The sequence below is a fragment of the Mesorhizobium sp. UC74_2 genome (assembly GCF_042701485.1).
Taxonomy (GTDB): Bacteria; Pseudomonadota; Alphaproteobacteria; order Rhizobiales; family Rhizobiaceae; genus Mesorhizobium.
In genome coordinates this window covers 4,488,759-4,511,207 of record NZ_CP170562.1, presented here as the reverse complement: position 1 = coordinate 4,511,207, position 22,449 = coordinate 4,488,759, and the positions used below count along the sequence as shown (strand labels likewise).

Below are 22,449 nucleotides of genomic sequence, written 5' to 3'. Positions count from 1 at the left end.
CAAGGGGCGGGGCATCCTTTGCGTGGTGGACACGCGGTGCTCCGGTGAGGGATTCGATGAAACCTTGGAAGATCGTTGTTGCTTTTCTGCTCGTCGTCGCCGCGTTTTCGGTGTCGGGCATCGTCTCGCGCTTCTCGAAGCCGCCGGCTCCCACTGTGGAGGGCGTGGCCGCCGAAGCCGAAAAATCGGGGCTGACCATCTTCACGGCGCTGCAGGAGGCGCTGCCCGCCGAGTACGATAAATTCATGGCCGGATACCTCGCTCTGGCCAAGGAGGGCCGCAGCGCCCAGGAGACGACTGCTTTCATCGGCAAGAACCTGGCTGATATCCGCCGGCGCCATGCGGATGCGCTGCGCAAGGCAGACCCTGCGCTGGTGCTGGCTGTGCTCCAGGCCAAGCTGGATATGCTCGAGCTGGTCAAGGCCAACGAAACGGCGCAGGATTGTGGCAGCTGGATCGTGACGGGCACCATGACCCCTGCCATGCAGGCGAAGAGCGCAACCTATGCCGCGCCTGCCGATCGCTTTGCCGCCGCCGTCATGCGGGCCATGGGGGCGGGCGAAAAGTCGGCGGTGGAAATCAGTGCCGTGACGGCGGATGACTGGCAAGCCATTGCAACGCAGTTTGTCGCCAGCGGCGGCACCGCGGCGGAACTGAAGAGCCTGGCTGCCGGCGCGCAGGATCCTCGTGCCTGCGAAGTGAACCAGAAGTTCCTCAAGGTGCTGGCGGATGCGCCGGGTGTGTCCGGGCAACGGATGAGAGCCGAAACCGTGCGTGCGTTCGTTCTGACTGGATCCAGCTAAAGCAATTCCAGCAAAGTGCACAGCGGTTTTGCCTCCGGAATTGCGTCAAGCAACGAGAGCGTTGCGGGCGATTCTGCTGTCGCCGGAAATGCTCCGGGCGCGCTCCGCGCCAGGCGTTCTGTCGCGGCAGGTTCGCCGCCGTTGAAGCGTCGCAGCCGGCTTCAGGGTGACGGCCGGGCTGCCGCGACGGCGGGCCCGGCTTTCATGCGTCTCCGGCGGGCGGGCGCTGGTCCTGGTCTTGAGGGCTGATGTTCGGGCGGGATCAGCAGGAGCGCGCGCCATTGCCGCGCCGCGCCAGGCGGGCTGAAGCGCCGCCCGGGCGCTGTTGCAGATCCCCGGCGTTCCGCGGGTGGTGGCAAAGGCGAGCCGAGCGCCACATCCTGACGGTGCCCGCCTCGCGCGGGCTTTCTTTTTGCGGGCGCGCACCGTCTTCGGTCGGACGCAATCTCGGTTGATGATATTCACTCAGTGTGAATTTTAAGATTGATAACTTCACGCAATGTGATAGTACTATCCATGCTCAACAGGGGGATGGATATGTCCAGCCACATCGATGCCACCGACGGTCTGGTGTTCCGCAAGACGGGTGAGAACCGCTGGCTGGTCACCATCGACGGCGTGCACGAGCGCACCGTCACCAAGGACGGTTCATCCTTCATCGCCTGGATCGGCTGCCGCGACCGCCACTGGTCGTTCCAGCGCGCGCTTGACGCCTGCGCCGACCATGCCCGTTTCCATCATGAAGCCTGCGCCATCGCCAGGGCCAGGAACGAGACGGCGCAGGGCGCGCTTGCCGCGACCTCGCCCGGAGAGCGCCAGCACATGATCGACAGTCTCGAAGCCGAGCGCGACCTGCTCGACTATGCCGATGCCCATATGGACGTGCCCGCCCGCAAGGCGGCCATCGACAGCCGGATCGCGGCGATACGGGCGGCGTGAGGAGCCCGCCGCTCGCGCGGCCGCTTGTCGGCCCTGGCGAAAGCGGCTTAGATCGCTGTGGCTGAAACGGCGGGATTACGGTTCGTTGCCATGAAAATCGCGATGCGGAAAATCCTGCGCATTGCCGGGCTGTTGCTGTTGATCCCCTCGGTGGCGAGCGCGGTCGAATGCCGTTCGATCGAGGGGCGCTGGGGCAACATGCGGGTTAGCGCCGTGCGCCAGATCGAGGTGATCGGCAACAGGATCGCCGTGACCGGCACATTCAACGGCAAGCCGTCGGCGCCGAAAACGCTTGGCTGCGTGCCGGGCGACAACGGCGTCATCTGCGAGGCAAGGTTCGGCTCTCTGATCGTCCTCGTCATGAGCATCGGCACGCGCATGTTCGAGAGCGGGGTGGATGTGAGCATTGCCCGCGAGCAGGTCAGCCTCACCTACCAATGCGACGGCGATATCCGGATGTGAGCGGCGCGCTGCTGTTGCGCTGCGGGGGGGCCGTTCTTTCACTGGCTGGGGGTGATCGACGCCACCGGCAAGCCTTACCCGATCGAGGAGACCGAGCTGGGCTTTCGCGTCATCGGGCACGTGAAATGACCCGGCCGCCCGCGCTCCGGGGCAGCCTTCAGCCGTTGCCGTCCAGGATGGCCCGCAGTTCCAGCGTCACCCAGGCGGTGCGATAGGCCTCGATCGACTGCCGCAGCCGCTGCAGCGAGCCGAAGTCGCGCTCCAGCCGCGGCAGGAGGGCGGCGAGGTCGCCCTCCACGCGCAGCCGGAACGGAAATCTGCTTTCCGAAAGCGACGGCGGCTCGCCCATAACCAGCGGCCAAAGCGCGAAATTCAGATAATTGTCCTCTTTCGACCATTGCGAGCGCTGCAGGTTGACGAGCTGGACGACATCGTCCGTGCGCCGCACCCAGTTGCGCGGGCGGGTCTTGCGGAATCCCGCCGCAACAAGGTTCCCGCCAATCTCCCTTTCATCCCACATCCCGCACCCGTCTTGTGATGGCACGCAACCGGCCCGCCAGGCCATGAAACGAAACTCAGGACTTCCGTGTCAGCCGTTGGTCCAGCGCCTCGATGTCCCCGTCGGAAAACACCTCGATGCCGTGCTCGCGCAGCAGGGCGGCGGTCACGCCCGCGCCGGCATGTTTCTGCCCGCTGAAGCTGCCGTCATGGATGAAGCCGCTGCCGCAGGAAGGGCTGCCATCGATCAGCAGGGCAAACCGGCAATCGTGCTGGCGCGCCAGCGCCAGCGCTGCCTGCGCGCCGGCGACGAAGAGGCCGGTGACATCGCCGCCCGTCTGCTCGAACACCCTTGCGTTTCCGGCAAGAACGGCCTGGCCGTCCTTGCCCCCGGCAATCTCGGCGGGCGGGCGCGGCACGCTGAAGCCGGCGGTCAGTTCAGGACAGATCGCGACGACCCGCCCCTCCTGCCGCCATCGCTCCAGCGCGGGATGTTCGAGAGGCTTGGCCGAACCATTGTAGCGGACCGGTCGGCCGAGCAGGCAGGCGCTGACGAGGATCTTCTCCATCATGTCTGAAACCGGCCCTTGGCCACTTTCCTCCGCGTACGACATTCCACGCTACCGTTCGGCATCCAGCGGCGGCCGCACATGCCGCACGGCCCGCGTCGAACAGGCGCCGAACGCCGCGAAGTTCAACCTCGCCTGTTGCAGGGAGAGCTCGCCATTCGGGCCGCCGCGAACGGCGTCGCAATCGCTGTCGCCCTGGCCGTCATCCTCCCAGAGGCAGACGGGACAGATCTCGAACGCGCCATTTTCACCGAGCGTGCGGAAGCCGCAGCAGGGGCAGCGGGCGCCGGTCATGCCGCGCCGGTGTCGCCGCCGAACTGCTGGATGACCTCGATGTCGCCGACGATCGCGGCATTGAAGGCATCGAGTTCCTCGGCGGGCACCCAGTATTCGCTGTGCGCGCGCCCGCCCGCCTCCTGCACCGGATAGCGGTCGAGCACATCGCGGCGCACCGCGAACCGCGTGACATAGCCGACACCGCTGCGCGGCACGTTCCAGTCGCGCGCGATCTTCACCGCATAGTCCTGCGTGGTGACGGGATAGAAGATCGGCTGGTCGGGCAGCCGGGGCGGGAAGGCCTTCATGCCGGCCTGGCGGATCAGTTCCAGCTCTTCCGGTCCCACCGGTCGCCAGAGCGTGACGAGCTGTTCGGTCAAATCAATTCCCCTTCCGGCCGCTTCAGGCCTGCCATAGGTGGTGAGACCTGGAGCGTTTCCGTCTTCACGGAAACACCCCAACCATCTTTACGCAGTTCGAGAGCGATGCAAGCGGGTATCAGCCGGCAGGAAGACGTCTCAGCCCGAACCTTCTTCGTCGCCATTGCCGGAAATCACGCCGAAATCGCGGGATTTGATGCCCTGGCCGCTGACCAGTATGCCTTCCGCCGCAAGGCCCAGCCGCAGCAGTTCGCGGATGGCAGCGGCGCGCGAGGGCATGCGTTTTTCGTAGCGCCAGTTTTCGAGCGCTTCGAGTTCCTCGGCGCTCAACATGATCTGCAGCCGTTCCGGTCTTCCCAGATCCGCCATGGATATATCCCCCGACAACCCTTTCGAGCCAGATCGACATGTCACATGTCGGCTCAAACCAAGAATGAGTAAGTGACATACACTGCGCTCAATACATAGTTCACTGCTAATGTGCTGCAAGTGGAATCTGCGTACAGTCAGCAGCCGGCACAGATACTCCTTGCCGCGTATCATACTAACTGTCTGATTTTATTTAGAAAAATTCGATCGAGGGTTGTATTTCCCGGCAATGGGGCGCACTATCCCGCTTTGCCAATCAAGGAAAGGAATCGGACAATGAAACGTCCCCTTCCCACCAGGCTGCTCAGCGAAGCCTGGGACGCCGTCATCGAGGCCAAGGCAGGCGAAGGCTGTGTCAACGTCTCCGCCATCGCCATCGCGATACGGCGCAGCGGCCGCTTCCAGAACGTGCCTTTGCCGGGCATCGAAAAGGCGGTCCTGCACGCCACCTTGTCGGTTGGTGCAGTGATCGAATTCGACAAGGGTGGAGCTTTGCCCGGATCGCGCGGCAGCGCGTTGCCTGACGAGATCGTACTCGAAGCGGCCGAGCAGCAACCGCTTCCCGCAAGCGGCGCCGGCGCGGCGATCCAGCGCGACGGCGCCCAGCTCGGCACCCTGCAGGAGAAATAGCGTCACCCGCGCTTGCGCCTGGTGATGCGTCGGCAAATCTTCACTGCCGACTGCCGACTGCCGACTGCCGACTGCCGACTGCCGACTGCCGACTGCCGACTGCCGACTGCCGACTGCCGACTGCCGACTGCCGACTGCCGACTGCCGACTGCCGACTGCCGACTGCCGAACTTTTTCGGAACCATCCCTCTTTTGAGCGGTTGCCCTTCCATGACGAATTTCAACCAGGAGGCTGTTTTGGGTCACGCACGCAATGAGCGTTACGCACGCATCCGGGCTCGGGCAGCCGAGATATGGCTGCGGGAAGGATGCCCCGGCGACCAGCAGGAGCATCATTGGCTGTTGGCCCTTCGCGAAATCGACGGCGAGGATGCGGCCCATGACGATACCCTGCGGAAGGATACCGGGCTGAAACGCAAGCGGGGCAGGGCGGCCACGCCGGTCAGGCTGGCCGGGCTTGCCGCGCCGGCGATCAGGCTGCCGGGTCAGCCGCAGGCGCGCGCCGCGCCGGTGCAGCGGCTGCGCTCCAGCCGCATCTAGAGCGTTTCCACGCAAACGCGGCAACGCTCCAGCCCTCTTTTTTGCGCTGGAACCATCCATCTTCGCCGGACCGTGCTCGCGCGGTCCATGTTGAGGCCATCCCTGCAAAGGAGGACCTGCCAATGGGTCGTGGCATTCTGTTGTGGCTGCTCGGCATTCCCATCCCGATCATCATCCTGATCCTTTTGTTCTGGCACTGACCCTCGGGGCCGGAACAAGGGTTGGATGATCGGGGCAGCGCGGCCGGCCGGCCGCGCGATGGCCGTGAAGGCCGATACCCAAGGACGCGGCCGGCGAGGCCGCAAACCGCAAACGGGCGATCCCCGCCCAATGGAGAAGAAACCATGGACTGGAACCGCATCGAAGGAAACTGGAAGCAGGCCAAGGGCAAGGTCAAGGAGCAGTGGGGCAAACTCACTGACGACGATCTCGACCAGATCGCCGGCCGCCGCGACCAGCTCGAAGGCAAGATCCAGGAGCGCTACGGCATCGCCAAGGATCGCGCCAGGAGCGACGTCGACAGCTGGTTCAGCCGTCTGCCCTGAACCGCGCGGCGGCCATACGCAAGGCCTCGCCCATCCGCAAGACCTCGCAAGGACGCCGGCCATGAAAGCATAGGTGGAGGAGGCAGGGATCCCGGCTTCGGCCGGGGTCCCTTCTTGCATCCCGTCGACAGCTCAACGGTCGGCGCATCGGCGCTCATTCGCCTCTTTGGGAGGGCGAACGCCCATCGCCCAGCAGGCGGCACGATTTTTTGCGGCGCCTGATGCCGGGACCCATAAAAAGCCGGCATCATCGTTCAGGAACCATTCAGCGTTCCGGCTGTTCAGTGACTCAGGGACGCTTTTTCTTGGAGGATACAATGGAACGACGGCAGTTTCTGATGTCGGCTCTCGGTCTCGCCGGAGCAGCAGTAGCGGTCTCCGCCATGCGGCCCGCCCAAGCCCTCGCGGGTGTCGCAGCCCCGGGGCCCGGCATCCTGGACGAACTGGACAGGGCGCAGCCCGCGGTTCTCGACGGCGACGCCGAGGCGCAGGTCGAGCAGGTCGACCATCGCGGCTGGCACCGCCGCGGCTGGGATGGCCGCCCCGGCTGGGACGGTCGCCCCGGCTGGCGCCGCCACCACTGGCGTGATGGGCCACGTTACGGCCGCGGCCCGCGCTGGCGCCGTGTCTGCCGCCGCGTCTATCGTCGTGGCGAATGGCGCGTGCGCTGCTGGCGTGAGCGCGTCTGGCGCGGCGGCTGGTAAAAGTCGCGCATTACCGTACACGGTGAGGCATGAACCGGTGCCAGGGGCAGGGGTCGCAAGCCCCTGCCGGCGCCATCCGGGCTTCGCCTAAAGTCCACTCTTGCCGGACCGGCCGGCAATTGTCCGACTCACCGTTTGCTGGCAAACTTCAATCTGCTGACGAGGGGTAAGTCAGTGGGCTGAGGCCCGATTTTGCTTCGGCATGCTCCCGGATCGGGCCTCGCCCTCCCCTTGTTTCCTGCCATGCGCTAGGCGCTGGCTGCAGGGGCCGTTGACCGTATCGGCCCGGTTTTCTCTTCATCTCCGGTTTTTCGTGTTCGTCAACGTGTTGGTCTTGCCGGTGGTGGAAGGCCGCATCTCCTGCGCCACATCTCGACGGTTCCTCGACCATGTCTCGATTTTCGTCGCCTTCCATCGGGCGATCCGCAACAGGGGCCGCTCATGGTTTCGTCGATCTCGTTCGCGCCGCCGCGTCCGATCTTCCCCGGCTTCGGCCAGCTGGCCGAAGCCGCGCTCAAGCGACAGATCGCCGCCAGGCAAGCCGAGATCCAGGCCGCCACCGACAAGGCCGAGGCCGCCAGGCTGGCGGGGGAAGTCGAGGCGCTGAAGGCGAAGCTCGCCGTCCTGGAACGGAAGAAGGCGCCGCAGGGTAGCGCCCCGGCGCAGCGATAAGGCGACTGCGGCAACGATCGTTGCCGGCCATCCGTCACTGCTTGCTTGCGACAGTGCGCGTTCAGCCGCCGCCAACCATCTTTCCTGCCTTTCCGCCGATCTACGGCATCTGCCGTATGTCGCCGTTTCCTCCGCCGCGGCATGGTCCGGGCCGCAACGCATCAAACAGGAGGGATGAGATGAAAATGATGATCGTGGCCGCTGCCGCCGTCTTCATGCTGACCGGCGCGGCTCCCGCCGGGGTTCCGGCAAAGGCGGTGATAGCCAAGGACGCCAGGCCGGCCGAGGCGATGCTCGTCCACTACAAGCCGGGGTCAGGCCGCGGTGGAGGTGGCTCGTTCAAGGTCTGCACGCCATTCGGCTGCAAGACGCTGGGCAGCGGCTGGGGAAGCTAACCCGTGTTTTACTCGCCCGGTTCAGGCCGGGCGAGCAGGGGAACGGAACGCGATCCATTCCGCTCCATGCTCCGGCAAGTGATCCGAGGCGTTTGGCTGAATTCGGGATCTAGCCGCTGAGCCCGGCCGGGTTGTCGGCGCCGACCGCATAGGTGCCGTCGCCGCGCACCACCTTGCCGTTCTCGAAGCGCAGCACTTCGCTGACGCTGGCGCCTTTCTGGTTGCGGTACTGGATCACCAGCGTGTCGATGCCGCCGAAAATGCGTTCGATGGTGAAATGCAGGTCGGGGATGCGGCTCAGCCCCAGTTCCCAATAGGCGCGCAACGCCGCCTTGCCGACCAGCCTGCCGCCGCTCTGCGGCAACAGGCCTGCGGCGATCGGCGAGGTGAAGACGACGTCTTCGGCGAAATGCGACAGGATCCGCTCGAGATCGTGCGCATTCCAGTCGGCGCACCAGCGTTCGGCAAAGGCGTTCCAGTCCATGGGCGGAGTCACGGGCATCTCCATCGGTGTCACGCCGGATTATCGCCCTGGCCGGCAGGCATTCAACGACCTCGGCCGCCACGCTTTTGGGCCAGGGCGGCCCTCAAAACCTTCCGCCATCGGCACCGCGGCAAAATAGCGGCCGACCGGGTGTCGATATACGGCATCTGCCGTATTTTTCGGCCGCCTTCCTTGTGGTGGAACTGCGCTTTGGTTTCCGGCAGGCGGCCGGCGAGGGGAAATCATGATCCGACCAGCCCGTCCTTCCGGCGGCAGCGACACGCGCATGCAAGGAGCGACATATCCTGCAGGCAGTGCGGCGACGAGCTGCCGGCATGCCGGCCTGCGCAGGACGGCGCTGGCCAGCACATCGGCCCTGGCACTGCTGATCGCCACGCTTTCTGTCGCGCAGGCCGGTGGACCCATCACCGTTGGCGGCGGGGCTGGCGGCGGCGGTATCGGCAGCGGCGGTTCGGAGGTCCAGGGCGGCGCTGGCGGCATCGGCGGCGGCGGTGGCGGCGGCGGCGGCAGTTGGTCGGGCGCCCCCACGCATTGGGGGGGTGCCGGCGGCAATGGCGGCCAGCCAGGTCAGGACAGTGGCGTCGGCAACAACGGCACGCCCGGAAAAGGTGGTGTCGCCGGCAGAGGCGGCCTGCCGCTGGGTGGCGGCGGCGGCGGTGGCGGGACACCGCCGGGCTCGGCGGAAACCGGCGGCAATGGCGGAGCCGGCGGCGACGGCAACTGGTGGCCATCCAACTGGGAGCAGTATCCAGGCCTTCCCTCCCGGGGCAGTGAAGGGGAGCGTGGCCAGTCCAACAGCGCCAACTGGGGCTGGGGCGGTGGTGGTGGCGGCGGCGGTGCCGGAATCTACCTGTACGGCGCCTCGAGCTTTTCGCTTCAACCAAACTATTATGTCACCGGCGGCAAGGGCGGGATCGGCTTCGGTGGCGGCGGCGGTGGCGTCGGTCTTGTCCTCGATCGTTTTGGAGGCTTCTTCACCAACGACGGTGGCGTGATAGAGGGTGGCGCCGGCGGTATGGGCTCCCATGGCGGTGGCGGCGGCGCTGGTCTGTTCCTGGTCAATGGCGGCAACCTTGACAATCGTGGCTCGATCACCGGCGGCACGGGCGAGCAGGGGATCGATGTGGGGACGCCGCCCGGCGGTGGCGCCGGCGGCGCCGGCATGCTTGCCAATGGCGGATACCACGTCAACCGGGCGACGATCGCCGGTGGTGCCGGTGGCAAGGGACGTAGCGCAAGCGGCGCGGGTGGCGCCGGCATTCGCCTGTTCGGCGATCCGTTGGTGAATTGGTTCGTCGGTATCGCCAATGAGGGTGGCGCCACCATCACCGGCGGCGACGGTGGCGCATCCGACTATGGCGGGCTTCCCGCCAAGGTCGCCGGGCGCGGTGGCGACGGCATCTTCCTGGAGAACAATCCCGGTTCCGTCTCGATCAGCAACAGCGGTATCATCGCCGGCGGTCGGGGCGGTGCCTATGAAGCCGATGCTGGTGCCGCGAGCCCATCGCAAGGCCCGGGCGGCGTCGGCGTGCGCATCGCCGCCAATGGCGTGTCGCTGAGCAATTCCGGCACGATCTCGGGAGGTCTTTATGGCGACGGCACCACCCGCGCCAATGCCGTGGAGCTGACCGGCAACAACAACACGCTCGCCGTCACCAAGGGGGCGGTCTTCAATGGCGGTCTGGTGGCGCAAGGCATCGGCAACAGGTTTGTCCTAACGGGTTCGGAATCCGCTACGTTCGACCTTTCCAGCCCCATCCAGGGTTTCGAGCGCCTGGAGAAGCAGGGCAGCGGCAGCTGGACATTGAATGGCAGCGCAACGCAGGGATGGACGGTCAGCGACGGCACGCTGCGGGCCGGCAATGCGGGTGCTTTCGGCACCGGCCTGGCCTACAGCGTCAATGGCGGCACGCTCGATCTCGGCGGCCTCGACCTTTCCATCTCGTCGCTTTCCGGCAATGGCGGCAGGGTGGATCTGGGAACCGCCCTTCTCACCGTCGACCAGAACGCCAGCAGCCAGTATCAGGGAACGCTCACCGGTTCGGGCGCGCTGACCAAGCTCGGCACCGGAACGCTGACGCTTTCGGGCAGCAGCAGCCATACCGGCGAAACCTCGGTCATCAACGGCACGCTGGCGCTCTCCGGCAACGGCGGCATCGCCAGTTCCAGCAGCGTCAATCTCGGTCCCTCCGGCACCTTCGATATCTCGGCCGCGAACGCCGGTGCCACCATAACCCGCCTTGCCGGCGCTGGCACCGTTCGGCTCGGCAGCCAACGGCTCGAGCTGACCAATGCCGGCGGCTCGTTTGCCGGCAGCATGGAAGGGTTCGGTGGCAGCCTGCTGATCTCCGGCGGCAGCCAGACGCTCACCGGGCTCAGCAGTTTCGGCGGCGGCACCACGCTGAACGGCGGCACCCTGAAGCTTGGCGCGCCGCTGGTGTTCCTGAATCCCATGGACTTTCAGGTCAATGGCGGCACGCTCGATCTCGACGGCAACAACCTGGCCGTGGCATCGCTGTCGGGAGCCGGCGGCACCGTTGCGCTCGGCAGCGGCCGGCTGAGCGTCGGTCAGTCCGGCAGCACCAGCTATGGCGGCCTGATCACGGGAAGCGGCGTCCTGACCAAGTCCGGCACCGGAACGCTGACACTGAACGGATCGAACGTTACGGCAAACCAGTTCACCGGCACGGTGACCGTTGACCAGGGCGTGCTGCGCGTCGAAGGCGTGTTCGGCGACACCGCCGGCAAAGCCGCTACCGTCAATGTGACCGGCGGGACGTTGCAGGGCAGCGGCACCATCGCCGGCGATGTCGCGGTGAAGAACAATGGCGTGCTGGCGCCGGGCGCCAGCCCTGGAACCCTGACGATCGCCGGCAGCCTGATTCTGGAGGCCGGCGCGACGACACGGTTCGAACTCGGCACCCCGGGCGTGACCGGCGGGCCGACGAACGACCTGGTCAAGGTCGGCGGCACACTCGTGCTCGGCGGCAGGCTGGAGGCGCAGCTCGCTTCGGCCGGGTATTACAAACTGTTCGAATATGGAGCGCTGGCCGTCGGCAACACATTCGATGGCGTGACGGTGGCGTCGACCAATGCTGGTTTCACCGTCGCCAACCACATCGTCGGCTTCGATGTCCCGGGACAGGTCTATCTGATCGCGCGCGGCGCCGGGCAGACCGTGCAGTTCTGGGACGGCGGCAACGCCGCGCAAAACGGCGATGTCGACGGCGGCTCCGGCACCTGGGATGTCATCGGTTCAAACTGGACAGGCGTCGACGGGGCGACGAACCAGCCCTGGCTGCGGTCCGTCGGTGTGTTCACCGGCGCTGCCGGCACCGTCACCGTCGCCGGCACGCAGAACTTCGACACGCTGCAGTTCCTCACCGATGGCTATCGTGTCGAGGGCGGCAGCCTGGCCTTCGATCCGGCTGCCGGGCTGGCCGGCACCATCTTTGTCGATGGTGGCGCCACCGCCTTCGTCGGCAGCAGGCTTGTCGACGGGCCGGCCGCCACCAGCCTCGCCAAGACCGGCAACGGCACGCTGGTGCTGACCGGAGCAAACAGCTATTCCGGGCCGACGTCGATCCTCGACGGCGTTCTCCGCGTTGCCGGCACTGATGCCAGACCGCTCGGCACGGGCGAGGTCATCGTCGACGGCGGCGTTCTCGACTTTGCCCGCGCCGCCGACTTCACCCTGGCGAACAAGCTGTCGGTCGGACCGCATGGCGCAGTCATCCGCAGCAGCATCCGCGACACCTTCCTGACCGGCGATGTCGAGGGTTCCGGCCCGCTCAGCTTCGACAGCGGCAGCCATGCCGTCTTCCTGACCGGCTCAGGGACAGGGCAGTTCACCGGACCGGTCACGATCAACTCCGGATATCTGCAACTCGGCAGGAAAGGGCAGGCCGTGCTTGCCGGTCCCGTCCTTGTCCGGGAACAGGGTGTGCTGACGCTGCTGCAGGACGAGCAGCTCGCCGCCAATGCGGCGCTGACCGTCAACGGCCGGGTGGATTTCTACAGCAATGGCGGCGCCGGGCCTAAGCCGATCACCCAGACGATCGGCAGCCTGAACGGCTCTGGTTTCGTGGTGAATTATCTGGTGCCAAACGCATCCCTGCGGGTCGGCGAAGGCCGGTTTTCCGGCATCATCGGTCCATCCGGTTTTTCGGCGATCTCGCTGGAGAAGATCGGCAGCGGCACGCTGATGCTGACCGGCGCAAACGGCTACGCCGGCGGCACGACGATCAGCGCCGGCACCTTGCAGCTCGGCGACGGTGGCACCGCCGGCTCGATCATCGGCGACGTCATCAACGACGCCACGCTGGCCTTCGACCGCAGCGATGTGATGACGTTCGACAGCGCGGTCTCGGGCAGCGGCACGATCCGTCAGATCGGATCGGGCACGCTGAAGCTCGGCGGCGACAGTTCGGCCTTCACCGGCCAGACCTTTGTCCAGAACGGCATCCTGTCGGTCGACGGCAAGCTCGGCGGCGCGGTGACGGCGCTGGATGGCGGCCGCCTGCAAGGCAGGGGTACCATAGGCAGCCTGGCCGTCGCCGGCGACGGCACCGTCGCGCCCGGCAATTCGATCGGCACGCTGAACATCGCCGGTGATTTCTCGATGGCCGCCGGTTCGACCTATGAGGTCGAGATCGCCGGCAATGGCGTGAGCGACCGCATCGCGGCTGGCGGCAAGGCGACGATCGGCGGCGCCAGGGTCGCGGTGACGGCACTCGATGCGCAGACCAGCTATCAGGACGGAAAGACCTACACGATCCTGACGGCGGCCGGCGGTGTCACCGGCGGCTTCGATCCGGCCGTGCTGGCCCGCTCGGCTTTCCTCGATGCAACGCTGTTGCAGAGCGCCAATGCCGTCGATTTGCAGATCGGCATCAAGAAGCCGCAGGAACCGGGAAAACCTCAGGAACCGGGCGGCGGAAAGCCGGTCTTCGCCAAGGTGGCCTATACCTACAACCAGAAGCAGACGGCCGGTGCGCTGGATACGCTGCAGCAGAGCGGGCAATCACTGGCGCTCTACAACAAGCTGCTGGTGCTGTCGGCCGACGAGGGACGCGCCGCCTTCGACAGCCTGTCGGGCGAGGTCAATGCCTCGACGGTGACGGGCCTCATCGAAGACAGCCGCTTCGTGCGCGAGGCCATCAACGACCGCCTGCGCTCGGCCTTCGAGACCGTCGGCGCAGAGCCGCTGCCGCCGATGGGCTATGGCGAGGATGCGAAAGCAATCACCACGGCTTCGGTTGCTTCCGAACGCCATGGCGCCTGGGGTTCGGTGTTCGGATCATGGGGTCACTTCGGCGGCGACGGCAACGCCGCCAGGCTGAACCGTTCGATCGGTGGCTTCGTCACCGGCGTCGACGGCCTGATCACCGACGATGTCCGCCTCGGCTTCGTGGCCGGCTACAGCCATTCCTCGCTCAAGGTCGATGACAGGCGTTCTTCGGCTTCGAGCGACAACTACCATCTCGGCATCTATGGCGGCACCGAGATCGGTGCGCTGTCGCTGCGCTCGGGCCTTGCCTACACATGGAGCGAGATCGATACGAGCCGGCAGGTCGCCTTCCCCGGCTTCAGCGACAGCCTGACCGGTTCCTACCGCGCCGGCACCACGCAGCTGTTCGGCGAACTCGGCTACGGCATCAAGGCCGGCAATCTCGCCTTCGAACCCTTCGCCAACCTCGCCTATGTCAATGTCCACACCAATGGCTTCAATGAAACCGGCGGGGCATCGGCGCTCAGCGTCCACAGCGGTTCCAACGACAACAGCTTCACCACGCTCGGCATCCGCGCTTCGACCGATTTCGACATCGGCTCAACAAGGGCGACGGCACGCGGCATGATCGGCTGGCGCCATGCCTATGGCGATGTGACGCCTGAGATCAGCCAGGCCTTCACCGGCAGCAGCGCTTTCACCATCGCCGGTGCGCCGATCGCGAAGGATGCCGCGGTCATCGAAGCCGGGCTGGACTTCGCCATCGCGCCGCAGGCGACGCTCGGCATCTCCTACCATGGCCAGACCGGATCGAAGACCAGCGACCACGGCGTGCGGGCCGATCTCAACGTCAAGTTCTGACGAAGCTCGCCGGCTAGGTTCGAAGCATGTCGGCGATGTCGAGGCTCTGCGCCGTCACGCCGAGCGCGAGCTCGGTATCGCCGATCAGCAGCCGCGGCCTCAAGCGCCTGCGCTCCGGGTTCATTCACGGGTAACCATCCCGGCATGAACCCGGCCGATATACGGCATCTGCCGTATGCCAACACCGTCGTTTCGCGGGCAGATATCCGGACGGGTCGCGTGAAGGCGCGCCGCGGCCCGGCACCGCCAGGTGCCTTCCGCGCATCTGAAAGGGATAGATCGATGAAGCGTGTAGCCATTGCCGTCATGGCCTGCCTGTTGGCAGCCTCCGCCGCGAACGCCGCCGGGCCGAACAGGTCGGGCGCCATCAGCGGCAGCCTGCCGAATGGCAAGTATTGGAGCCCGTTCCGCTGATCGGCTAGAACGGCACCCGCTCCGGTCAGCCGGGGCGGGCCTTGCCCGGATGCCTGAGCTGTCCGGCAGGCTGGGACGGTGGGAACAGCGGGAGCGTGCATCCGCCAGGGGGGCGGGCAGGCTCGCAAGTTGGCTAATCGTGTTGCCGAGTCTAGGAGGTCGCCAGCCAGCTATAGGCCTGAGCAACAATGACGACAGAGACGAGAAGAAAAGCGACTTTGTAATAACGCCCATAAGGCGATTGGTATTCGTGTTCCTTCGCAGGCATAGCGGTACTCCCCAACACCACTCGACATGATTATGCACTAGCACTCGATGGGCGGCGGTACAATCAGTTCTCCCGACAGCGTTACCGATTCATCCACACCGATGTAACAAAGCCACGGATTCTGGCGTGAACCGCTTGTGCCCCGAACCCGGGAACCGCTAGAGCAATTGCGGAGAAAACACACTGCTGTGCATGCCGACGAGGGAGGGGTTCTTGCGGATTTGCAATTGCGGTCTGATCGACCGCAGGGCTTTGTTGCGTGGCGCCGGGGCGACGGCGGTGACAATGCTGGCGTTTCCGGCTGTCGGACATGCCTTCAGGATCCGCGCCGGGACATTCTGTGGCCTGTCGAGCGACCGGAAGCTGCCGGCGATGACCGGAGTTGCGGCGAGCGACACGGCCGGGCAGGTCGTCGCCGAGATCTGCGGCATCGTCGGGCTGCCGGCCAATTTCCGCATCGTGGCCATCGACGACCCGAAAGCCAATGCCTTCGCCACCATCCAGGATGGCGAGCGTCTTGTCGTCTACAGCGAACCGTTCATGGAGCTGATCGCGGACCGGCAGAATCGCGACTGGTCGAGCATGGCCGTCTTTGCCCATGAAATCGGCCACCATCTGTGCGGCCACACACTGGATAATGTCGGGTCGCGCCCGCCGAGGGAGCTCGAGGCGGATCATTTCGCCGGCTTCATCGTCGGCCGCCTCGGCGGAGATCTGGAGGACGCGACACGCGTCTTTGCCAGGCTCGGGGCAGGATCGGCGACGCACCCGCCGAGTGCCGAGCGTGTCGCAGCCGCCTCGGCCGGCTGGAGGAAGGCCACCGGCAAGGCCGGCGAGGATCGCCTCAATGTGCTCACGCACAATCTGGAAGGCGGCGAATATGTCCGGGTCGTCGTGGAGTTCTCGGGCCGGGACGGCCGTTGGACGGAGATCCAGCATGGCCAGACCTTTGCCGTGTTCGAGGAGCTGAGGCGCAAGGGCAGAAGCGTGTTCCTGTTCGATGAAACCCGCTCCATCTGGGTCAGGCTCGATGTCGACGGCTCCGGCCGGTTCGCCACCGGTTTCTGGGCGCGGGGAGACAGGCAAAAGGCGACACCGCCCTGGACACCGCTGGACCCGGTGGCGTGGAGATAGCCGCGGGCCGCGCCCCTGGCCCAGGTGCGAGCAGTTGAAGGGGCGGCCCTTTATCCGTTCGGATCCGGCACGCCGCGCCGGATCTCCTCGGAAAAGCCCGATCCGACGCCAAAAGCCTTGGCGCGCTCGCTGATGCGGGAACGTTCGATCAGTTCGTTCAGCGGCAGCCTGGTGTCGATCCGCTTCTGGTCATAGAGGTAACCCGGCAGGTAGCCGTTGACGAGCAGGCGCCAGTCGGTCGGCACGCTTGCCCCGATCAGCCGCAGGATGCGCACGATCGCCGTGGTGCAGTTGGTGGTGATCGAGTTGTAGAACTGCGGCTTCGCGGCCAGGGCGTTGGCGTCCTCGACATAACCGGCCAGGAAGACCCGGGCATGGTCTGCGGGCACGGCCAGCCGGTAGAGATGCACATCCTCGCCGCGGACATTGGTGCGCAGGCCGATCAGGTCGCGTTCGTCGGCCGCGATCACGATCAGCGTATCGGTCTTGAAGGCGTCGGCGACCGGAGAATACTCCGTGCCCATCCGGTAGCGCGCCTCGATCGACCAGGCCACCTGCTCGCCGCCCTCGAAGCCGAAGCTCACGATGGTGTGCGCCATGTTCGGCCCTGCCCAGTAGGACATGAACAGGTCGACGGTCCTGAGCTTCGACAGGTCGTAGCTGCGCGTCTCCCAGCTCCCGGTGAAATCGGTCTTCGAGCGCCAGGTGAAGTTGCGCATGTTGGTCAGGGTCAGGCGATCGCCCTCGATCCGGCCGGTCACCTGGTGCGCATCCTCCGGCACGAAATCGCCGTCGCGCGGCGGCACGATGCTCGCCCACCAGACCAACACGCCGGCAAAGATCACGGTAAAGAGGCCGATGGCACGCCATCTCCGGCGGGTGAACAGGACGACGAGCGTCGCCAGCCCGAACAGGCAGAACAGCGCGGCGACGGCGATGCGGCCGGTCTCCGGAAACGGCAGCCGGTAGAAGAAGGCGAGCCCGGTCCACACACTCGCCAGCGCTATGGCAAGAAACAGGACGGCGATCAGGACGAAAAGACCGGCACGGCGCATCGCAACTCCTGCAATCATGACCGGCGCGGCAGCCGGACGTTCACCAACTTCACGAGCGCTGCCGGGAAATCAAGCTATGAAACGGAACCAAAGGTCCTTCGGGGCAGGACAGTTCAGCGCTCCCGGTGCCGCCATTCCTTGCCGGCATTTCCGCCTCCGCCTTGCCCGCAGCCGTGTTTTCAGGTAGCTGCTGCGTCATGTCTTCGAACCGGAACATTGCTGCGCGCGCCGTTCTGAGCGCCCCGGCGGCCAATGCCGCTTTTTGCGTCTTCGGATAGCAGCGGGTTGGGTTTGGCCGGCCTCCCGCCCGGAGGCGAGAGAGACAGGCCACCCGAACAACCGAAGACCAAGATCATGAACATGTTTATTGTGGGCTGGCTGGAGCGCCGGCCATGACATACCGCCTTGTCACCTTCACGGTCCTGATATTGTGCACGGCGCTTTCGCTCGCCGGAACCGATCTCATACTGCCGGCCGTGCCGCAGTTGCCGGCCATCTTCGCCACGAGCGAGGCGACCGCGCAGCTGGTGCTTGCCGCCTATGTCGCTGGCAGCGGCATCGGCCTGCTGCTGTTCGGCTGGCTGGGGGACCATTTTTCGCGCAAGACCCTGCTGGTGTCGGCGCTCGCCGGTTTCGCGGCGGCTTCTGTCGCCTGTTCCCTGTCGCCGACCATCGCGGCGCTGATCGGGTTGCGTTTCGTGCAAGGGGTGGCGGCCGCCGCCGCGCCCGTCTTTGCTCCGGGCATCATCCGCCAGCTGTTCGACGATCGGGCCGCCGTGCGGGCAATCGGTTTCATCGGCAGTGTCGAATCGCTGGTTCCGGCGCTGGCGCCCATTGCCGGTGTGGCCCTGCTTGCGCATTTCGGCTGGCAGTCCTCCTTCGGGCTGCTTGCTCTCCTGACCGCGCTTGCCGCGATCCTGATCGCGGTCGCCGGCCTGCCGGCCGAGCCGCGCATTTCCGGCGGGCGCGGCAGTTATGCCCGGCTGCTGGGGGATCGGATTTTCATGCGGTATGCGCTGAGCCAGGCGATGACACTCGGCGGCCTCATCGCCTTCGTGTTCGGTGCCCCGGTCGTGATCGTCGACACGATGGGCGGTACGTTGAACGACTTCATCATCATGCAGATCATCAACGTTGGCGGCTTCATCGTCGCTGCCAATCTCACCGCGCGGGTTGCCGAACGCTTCGGCACCGAGACCGTCATCCTGTTCGGCACGGTGCTGGGCGCAGTCAGTGCATTGGCCCTGCTTGCGTACGGCCTTGCCGGCGGCACCAACACGCTGATGCTGCCACTCTTGTTCATGCCGATGGCGATCGGGCTTGGCCTGCGTGGCCCGATCGGCTTCTATCGCGGCATCGTCGCATCGGGCAGCAACAATGCGCGCGGCGCGGCACTGATCGTCTTCTTCATCTTCATGATGACCACGCTCGGCACCGTTGCCGCCGCACCGTTCATCACCAGGGGGCTGTCGGCGCTCGCTTTGGTGGTCAGCGCAATCCACCTGCTGTCGGTTGTGCTGCTGCTGGTGCTTCCGGGAATTTCCGACGAGCAGGACGGCGGTTCCGTTGATTGACCGCGCCATCGAGGGCGGTGACAGTCCTTGGCCATCGCCGTCCTGGCTCGCCGGGAGGCTTTTTATGGCTGGCCGCGCGGTCATGCCTGGCGGCCGCTGGTGCCCGTTCACGCCTTGTACTTTCGTACCAAGTGAAAATTTGGGGCTGACAACAGCCGCAAGTTGCATTATTCGCGCCCGCTTCAACGCAAAACTGGGAGGTTTGGACAGCGAGGCTTCGATGGGCCGACCCCGATATGAATGCATTCAGGAGCCCGCGGGCACCTGGAAGGTCTGGGACAACGCACTCAACCGCGCGGCGGAACTCGATGGACAGCAGCTGGTCAACCGGTCCCTGTTTCGCGCCGAAGCCGCCTGCCAGATCCTGAACAGGATCCACCTCGGCTCGCGTTTCTGACACGCCGGCGCCTGCCTCGCATCCACCTCCTTCCGCCTCCGCTGCACCCTGTCTGATGGAACGTCTGTCGTGCTCATCCGTTCGATCCCGAAAGGAGATCGAGCCATGGCCAAGGTCCGGAATCTGGAGAAGGACAGCGCGATCAACGAAACCGATGCCGCTGGAACCCCGGCGCTGCGGAAGGGAGCGGTGCCCAGCGCGGAAACCACCGTCACCGGCTCGTGTCTCTGTGGAGCGGTGACGTTCACGCTCGCGGGCAACCCGATCCGCGCCGGCCTCTGCCACTGCCACGACTGCCGCCGCGCCAGCGGCAGCGCATTCTCCATGTTCCTGGTCTGGGACCGTTCCGCCTTCGCCTGCACCGGCCCGACGGGGGTCTATGAAGGCAGGAGCTTCTGCTCCTCATGCGGCTCGCGCGTGTTTTCGCTGCGGCCCGAGGAGGCGGAAATCATGGCCGGCGCGCTCGACCGGGCGCCGACGCAGTTCACGCCGGGCTATGAGCTGTGGACGAAGCGCCGCGAGCACTGGCTGCGCCCCGTGCGGTCCGCGCAGCAGTTCGAGGAAGATCGCGGCTGACGGCAGGGGCGTCATCGGGATAGTGACGGGCTCCGGCTGGCCGCTTCTGCTCCCACGCGGATGCGCCTGGCTCCCGTCAACTGACCTTCCGTCAGTGGCCAGGCAACCTCGCGCAACTCCGGCGGCATTTGACCGATATCCAGGGGGACCGCAGGAACGGCTACCAGTTCATAAGTGTTCTGCGAACGGGCTATCGAAAGGTGAACGTCGGTCCAGTCATAGACGTGGAGGCCAAGTCGGCAAAGCCCGAGATAGGAGTCCGCATTCGGAACATCGACGCGCAGGCTGGCCTCGCACCTTTCCGGCAGCAAAGCGTGCAACAGGTCTTCGATATCGGTCACATCGGTCGGGTGCGCCAGGACTGCATCGGGGATCGGTCCGCATCCCGCGGTGATGAACGCCGCGGGTACGCCACGGTCGTCCACCGCCAGCCAGGTAGAATCGATACGCTGCGGATAGTTCTGCATGACAGCTCCACGAATAAGCGGGATCGCCGCAACGCTCGGAACCAGCTCAGCAACAGCCAGAGCGGTCCGATCTGAAGCACTGGGCCATCATAACAGCCATAGCGCAAGCGCCGTTTTCGCCAGCTCACGCCGCCATGCCGGCAGGATGGGTCAGCCATGGTCCTGATCAGCGTCGACGGATGCCAGTCCTGCGGCGCCGCGCAGTTTCATCGGCTGTTCCGACACCATCGGCCGCTAAAACTCAAGCGGTGCGCCGCGTTAAGAGGCGCCGGAGAGTGCCTTGGAATTCCACTGTGTGGCCACGCGTAGTTTCCCTTGCAGGTTGCAGGGGAAATTGACTCCCGACCAGCGTTGCGGCTGAATGGATCTCCGTTCGGAGGCCCATATGCGTGTCGTTGTAGCCCTTGCCGTCTTCGCCGTCGCTCTCGCGGGCTGTGCTTCTCCCAGGCATGCCATGGTCGGCAACGGCTCCCGCATTACCGTCGCGCCGGACCTGCCGCCGGATGGAAACATCATGCAGCGCGTCAGCACCATGATCTGCGCCAAGCGCTTCATCGACCCGCAGCCGGCCCCTGCCGACGCGCTGGCGGCGCTGCAGAACGAAGCGGCGGCCATCGGCGCGGCCGGCATCTACAACGTGAAATATGCGCAGACCGGTCTTGTCGACCGTTGCGGCATCCTGCCTGGAACCGTGGCGACTGCGATCGCCTATCGGGCGGGCGGCTAAGATTGCGGGATCTGCCTTCGCGTGGGTAGGATCGTGTCGTCAAGCGTGTTGGAAGAGATCGGGCCAGACTTGCCGAGCTGGCTCGAAGCTGTGCTCGGCAGGCTTCGCTTCTATAGAAGACGGGAGCCGGATTCGGAATTCGCGCGACGGCTCGATTCCTTGCTTTCAAAGATGGCCAATCAAGCGTCGTCGACTGCGCGGGCCGATACGCTCGACAGGTTTCTGCGCGCCTGCCTGGCCTCTCTCCTGGATGCCGCACATTCGAAGCCGGAGCTCCACGCGCACCGGGCTGACCTGGCGGTGCTGTGCGGCCTTGCCCGCGAAGCACTCGATACTGACCGGTATGATCGCCCCCTCATCTTTGTTGCCGACGGCATGCGGACGTTGGAAGAAGGCGCTCCATGGGCTATTCGAGTGCCTGGACGTGTGGTTTTCCTGGCGGCAATGGTCGCTGCTGGCCCCGAAGACGAAATCCCCGCGGCGGCCATTCGGCTCACGAATGATCTCGCGGCGGCCGTCGGTCTTGACCATCTGATCCAGGCGGTGGAGAACGGCTTGCTCGGGAATTGACGTGAGCGCACGGTGCTGCGGTTGCTCGGAGCGTATGCCGATACCTTGCCTTCGAAGCAGGCGAACACGATGGTTTGGACACTCCTCCGCAGCATCCTTGACCGTAAGCCATTGCCAGAAGGATCGGCCGTGCGGTCTGCGATAACGTATCGGCGAGACGGCAGGATATACGTGTTGAGTCAGTCGAAGACCGTCGATGGCTTGTGGCTTGCTACCGCGCCGAAGTTCGAGGTCGAGGAAACGGATGCCCCCGAAGTCGGCCGCGCTCTGCTCCGATGCCTTTCGCAATCCAGAACCGGTATACCGCACCCGAAGCGGGAGGATTGGCCCACCCTCGATCGGCAACTGGTCGAGTTTCTGGGCGTCAAGTCCATCAAGGCGTTTGAACGCTCGGCTCTATGCGCAACAGTAAGCCAGGCGGCTGGTGGATTGGTTACGCTGACGCCGACGGCACGGGATTCAAAAAACGGCGGCTTTGTGGGCCTCTCGGAAAAATCGATCATGGTCGAGGGATCGGATCGACGTCTGGGCGAGATTCTGATCGAGTGTCTTCGTCTTTCGAAATAAGGACCGGCCGTTCGTTTCCAGTAGGCTCGAGGACAGCATGCACAAGTCGGAACACCGTATCTGCGTCGAATGCCTCAACCCCTACCATGAGGGGAGCTCGCGCATGCTCGAGCTGTGCCCGGAATGCTCCCACCACATCTATGGCTACCCGAATTGCGAGCACCGGTTCGAAAATGGACATTGCGTCGTCTGTGGATGGAATGGAGCCGTCTCTGAATATGTCGCGAGCCTCCGTTCATAATCATGATTGGATGTATCCATTCGCCCGCGCATCCGGGGGCCTTGAATAAACCGCAATCGGTTTCCATATAGCGATGGTGCG

At 65.3% G+C, this 22,449-nt stretch carries 26 protein-coding genes and 1 pseudogene; 19 read left to right on the top strand and 8 right to left on the bottom strand.

Annotated features, from left to right (window positions below; all coding sequences use genetic code 11):
* The first annotated feature begins 56 nt into the window (after nucleotides 1–56).
* The 3 genes from ACFJIU_RS21895 to ACFJIU_RS21885 all read left to right on the top strand — a co-directional run bounded on the left by ACFJIU_RS21895 (nucleotide 57) and on the right by ACFJIU_RS21885 (nucleotide 2,204).
* Nucleotides 57–803 carry a hypothetical protein gene (locus ACFJIU_RS21895; RefSeq protein WP_379063483.1) on the top strand — a complete coding sequence of 249 codons (747 nt, stop codon included), beginning with the start codon at nucleotides 57–59 and terminating at the stop codon, nucleotides 801–803.
* A 537-nt stretch (nucleotides 804–1,340) separates the two neighbouring features.
* A complete protein-coding gene (locus ACFJIU_RS21890; RefSeq protein WP_379063482.1) occupies nucleotides 1,341–1,742 on the top strand; it encodes a hypothetical protein in 402 nt (133 codons plus the stop codon).
* Between the two features lie 102 nt (nucleotides 1,743–1,844).
* Entirely contained in the window at nucleotides 1,845–2,204 is a 360-nt protein-coding gene (locus ACFJIU_RS21885; protein WP_379063480.1) for a hypothetical protein, read from the top strand.
* A 157-nt stretch (nucleotides 2,205–2,361) separates the two neighbouring features.
* Here the strand turns inward: ACFJIU_RS21885 and ACFJIU_RS21880 are convergent, their stop codons facing one another.
* The 5 genes from ACFJIU_RS21880 to ACFJIU_RS21860 form a co-directional block, all read right to left on the bottom strand.
* Nucleotides 2,362–2,769, bottom strand: coding sequence for a DUF4304 domain-containing protein (locus tag ACFJIU_RS21880; protein WP_379063478.1), 408 nt, complete (start codon nucleotides 2,767–2,769; stop codon nucleotides 2,362–2,364).
* Between the two features lie 10 nt (nucleotides 2,770–2,779).
* A complete protein-coding gene (locus ACFJIU_RS21875; RefSeq protein WP_379063476.1) occupies nucleotides 2,780–3,274 on the bottom strand; it encodes a DUF523 domain-containing protein in 495 nt (164 codons plus the stop codon).
* Between the two features lie 48 nt (nucleotides 3,275–3,322).
* Nucleotides 3,323–3,565 carry a CPCC family cysteine-rich protein gene (locus tag ACFJIU_RS21870; RefSeq protein ID WP_379063474.1) on the bottom strand — a complete coding sequence of 81 codons (243 nt, stop codon included), beginning with the start codon at nucleotides 3,563–3,565 and terminating at the stop codon, nucleotides 3,323–3,325.
* Nucleotides 3,562–3,873, bottom strand: coding sequence for a hypothetical protein (locus ACFJIU_RS21865; RefSeq protein ID WP_379073188.1), 312 nt, complete (start codon nucleotides 3,871–3,873; stop codon nucleotides 3,562–3,564). Before ACFJIU_RS21865 ends, ACFJIU_RS21870 begins: the two co-directional genes overlap by 4 nt.
* 192 nt (nucleotides 3,874–4,065) lie before the next feature.
* The gene (locus ACFJIU_RS21860; RefSeq protein WP_379063473.1) at nucleotides 4,066–4,296 is read right to left on the bottom strand and encodes a hypothetical protein; all 231 of its coding nucleotides are present in this window, start codon (nucleotides 4,294–4,296) and stop codon (nucleotides 4,066–4,068) included.
* Nucleotides 4,297–4,572: 276 nt separating this feature from the next.
* On the opposite strand from ACFJIU_RS21860, the gene ACFJIU_RS21855 reads away from it, so the two are divergent.
* The 7 genes and pseudogenes from ACFJIU_RS21855 to ACFJIU_RS21825 all read left to right on the top strand — a co-directional run bounded on the left by ACFJIU_RS21855 (nucleotide 4,573) and on the right by ACFJIU_RS21825 (nucleotide 7,782).
* Nucleotides 4,573–4,926 (top strand): hypothetical protein, encoded by a 354-nt coding sequence (locus tag ACFJIU_RS21855; RefSeq protein WP_379063471.1) that lies wholly within the window; start codon nucleotides 4,573–4,575, stop codon nucleotides 4,924–4,926.
* Between the two features lie 24 nt (nucleotides 4,927–4,950).
* Nucleotides 4,951–5,238: pseudogene (locus ACFJIU_RS21850) on the top strand (hypothetical protein); the annotation flags it as partial.
* A gap of 30 nt (nucleotides 5,239–5,268) precedes the next feature.
* The gene (locus ACFJIU_RS21845; protein ID WP_379073282.1) at nucleotides 5,269–5,466 is read left to right on the top strand and encodes a hypothetical protein; all 198 of its coding nucleotides are present in this window, start codon (nucleotides 5,269–5,271) and stop codon (nucleotides 5,464–5,466) included.
* Nucleotides 5,467–5,810: 344 nt separating this feature from the next.
* Nucleotides 5,811–6,011 carry a CsbD family protein gene (locus ACFJIU_RS21840; protein WP_379063469.1) on the top strand — a complete coding sequence of 67 codons (201 nt, stop codon included), beginning with the start codon at nucleotides 5,811–5,813 and terminating at the stop codon, nucleotides 6,009–6,011.
* Between the two features lie 317 nt (nucleotides 6,012–6,328).
* On the top strand, nucleotides 6,329–6,715 hold the full coding sequence (locus ACFJIU_RS21835; RefSeq protein WP_379063467.1) for a protamine-2 (modular protein): 387 nt from the start codon (nucleotides 6,329–6,331) through the stop codon (nucleotides 6,713–6,715).
* A 441-nt stretch (nucleotides 6,716–7,156) separates the two neighbouring features.
* Nucleotides 7,157–7,387, top strand: a complete 231-nt coding sequence (locus ACFJIU_RS21830; RefSeq protein WP_379063465.1) for a hypothetical protein — start codon at nucleotides 7,157–7,159, stop codon at nucleotides 7,385–7,387.
* A 179-nt stretch (nucleotides 7,388–7,566) separates the two neighbouring features.
* Nucleotides 7,567–7,782 (top strand): hypothetical protein, encoded by a 216-nt coding sequence (locus ACFJIU_RS21825; RefSeq protein WP_379063463.1) that lies wholly within the window; start codon nucleotides 7,567–7,569, stop codon nucleotides 7,780–7,782.
* Nucleotides 7,783–7,891: 109 nt separating this feature from the next.
* Here ACFJIU_RS21825 and ACFJIU_RS21820 read toward each other — a convergent pair whose 3' ends face one another.
* Nucleotides 7,892–8,278: a nuclear transport factor 2 family protein gene (locus ACFJIU_RS21820; RefSeq protein ID WP_379063461.1), complete on the bottom strand. Its 387-nt coding sequence runs from the start codon at nucleotides 8,276–8,278 to the stop codon at nucleotides 7,892–7,894.
* 232 nt (nucleotides 8,279–8,510) lie between these two features.
* Between ACFJIU_RS21820 and ACFJIU_RS21815 the strand changes: the two genes are divergently transcribed.
* The 3 genes from ACFJIU_RS21815 to ACFJIU_RS21805 all read left to right on the top strand — a co-directional run bounded on the left by ACFJIU_RS21815 (nucleotide 8,511) and on the right by ACFJIU_RS21805 (nucleotide 16,194).
* A complete protein-coding gene (locus ACFJIU_RS21815) occupies nucleotides 8,511–14,378 on the top strand; it encodes an autotransporter domain-containing protein (protein WP_379063459.1) in 5,868 nt (1,955 codons plus the stop codon).
* 282 nt (nucleotides 14,379–14,660) lie between these two features.
* Nucleotides 14,661–14,792, top strand: a complete 132-nt coding sequence (locus ACFJIU_RS21810; RefSeq protein WP_379063457.1) for a hypothetical protein — start codon at nucleotides 14,661–14,663, stop codon at nucleotides 14,790–14,792.
* Between the two features lie 481 nt (nucleotides 14,793–15,273).
* Nucleotides 15,274–16,194 carry a M48 family metalloprotease gene (locus ACFJIU_RS21805; protein WP_379063456.1) on the top strand — a complete coding sequence of 307 codons (921 nt, stop codon included), beginning with the start codon at nucleotides 15,274–15,276 and terminating at the stop codon, nucleotides 16,192–16,194.
* Nucleotides 16,195–16,244: 50 nt separating this feature from the next.
* Here the strand turns inward: ACFJIU_RS21805 and ACFJIU_RS21800 are convergent, their stop codons facing one another.
* The gene (locus ACFJIU_RS21800; protein WP_379063454.1) at nucleotides 16,245–17,249 is read right to left on the bottom strand and encodes a DUF4105 domain-containing protein; all 1,005 of its coding nucleotides are present in this window, start codon (nucleotides 17,247–17,249) and stop codon (nucleotides 16,245–16,247) included.
* A 392-nt stretch (nucleotides 17,250–17,641) separates the two neighbouring features.
* On the opposite strand from ACFJIU_RS21800, the gene ACFJIU_RS21795 reads away from it, so the two are divergent.
* The 3 genes from ACFJIU_RS21795 (at nucleotide 17,642) to ACFJIU_RS21785 (ending at nucleotide 19,796) form a co-directional block, all read left to right on the top strand.
* Nucleotides 17,642–18,823, top strand: coding sequence for an MFS transporter (locus tag ACFJIU_RS21795; RefSeq protein ID WP_379063452.1), 1,182 nt, complete (start codon nucleotides 17,642–17,644; stop codon nucleotides 18,821–18,823).
* 64 nt (nucleotides 18,824–18,887) lie between these two features.
* Nucleotides 18,888–19,220 (top strand): hypothetical protein, encoded by a 333-nt coding sequence (locus tag ACFJIU_RS21790; protein ID WP_379063450.1) that lies wholly within the window; start codon nucleotides 18,888–18,890, stop codon nucleotides 19,218–19,220.
* A gap of 105 nt (nucleotides 19,221–19,325) precedes the next feature.
* Nucleotides 19,326–19,796, top strand: a complete 471-nt coding sequence (locus ACFJIU_RS21785) for a GFA family protein (protein ID WP_379063448.1) — start codon at nucleotides 19,326–19,328, stop codon at nucleotides 19,794–19,796.
* 11 nt (nucleotides 19,797–19,807) lie between these two features.
* Here the strand turns inward: ACFJIU_RS21785 and ACFJIU_RS21780 are convergent, their stop codons facing one another.
* Nucleotides 19,808–20,263, bottom strand: a complete 456-nt coding sequence (locus tag ACFJIU_RS21780) for a hypothetical protein (RefSeq protein WP_379063446.1) — start codon at nucleotides 20,261–20,263, stop codon at nucleotides 19,808–19,810.
* 385 nt (nucleotides 20,264–20,648) lie between these two features.
* Here ACFJIU_RS21780 and ACFJIU_RS21775 point away from each other — a divergent pair, with 385 nt between their 5' ends.
* The 3 genes from ACFJIU_RS21775 (at nucleotide 20,649) to ACFJIU_RS21765 (ending at nucleotide 22,127) form a co-directional block, all read left to right on the top strand.
* Nucleotides 20,649–20,990 (top strand): hypothetical protein, encoded by a 342-nt coding sequence (locus ACFJIU_RS21775; protein ID WP_379063444.1) that lies wholly within the window; start codon nucleotides 20,649–20,651, stop codon nucleotides 20,988–20,990.
* Between the two features lie 33 nt (nucleotides 20,991–21,023).
* On the top strand, nucleotides 21,024–21,560 hold the full coding sequence (locus ACFJIU_RS21770) for a hypothetical protein (protein WP_379063442.1): 537 nt from the start codon (nucleotides 21,024–21,026) through the stop codon (nucleotides 21,558–21,560).
* Nucleotides 21,561–21,734: 174 nt separating this feature from the next.
* Entirely contained in the window at nucleotides 21,735–22,127 is a 393-nt protein-coding gene (locus tag ACFJIU_RS21765) for a hypothetical protein (protein WP_379063440.1), read from the top strand.
* Nucleotides 22,128–22,449 lie beyond the last annotated feature (322 nt).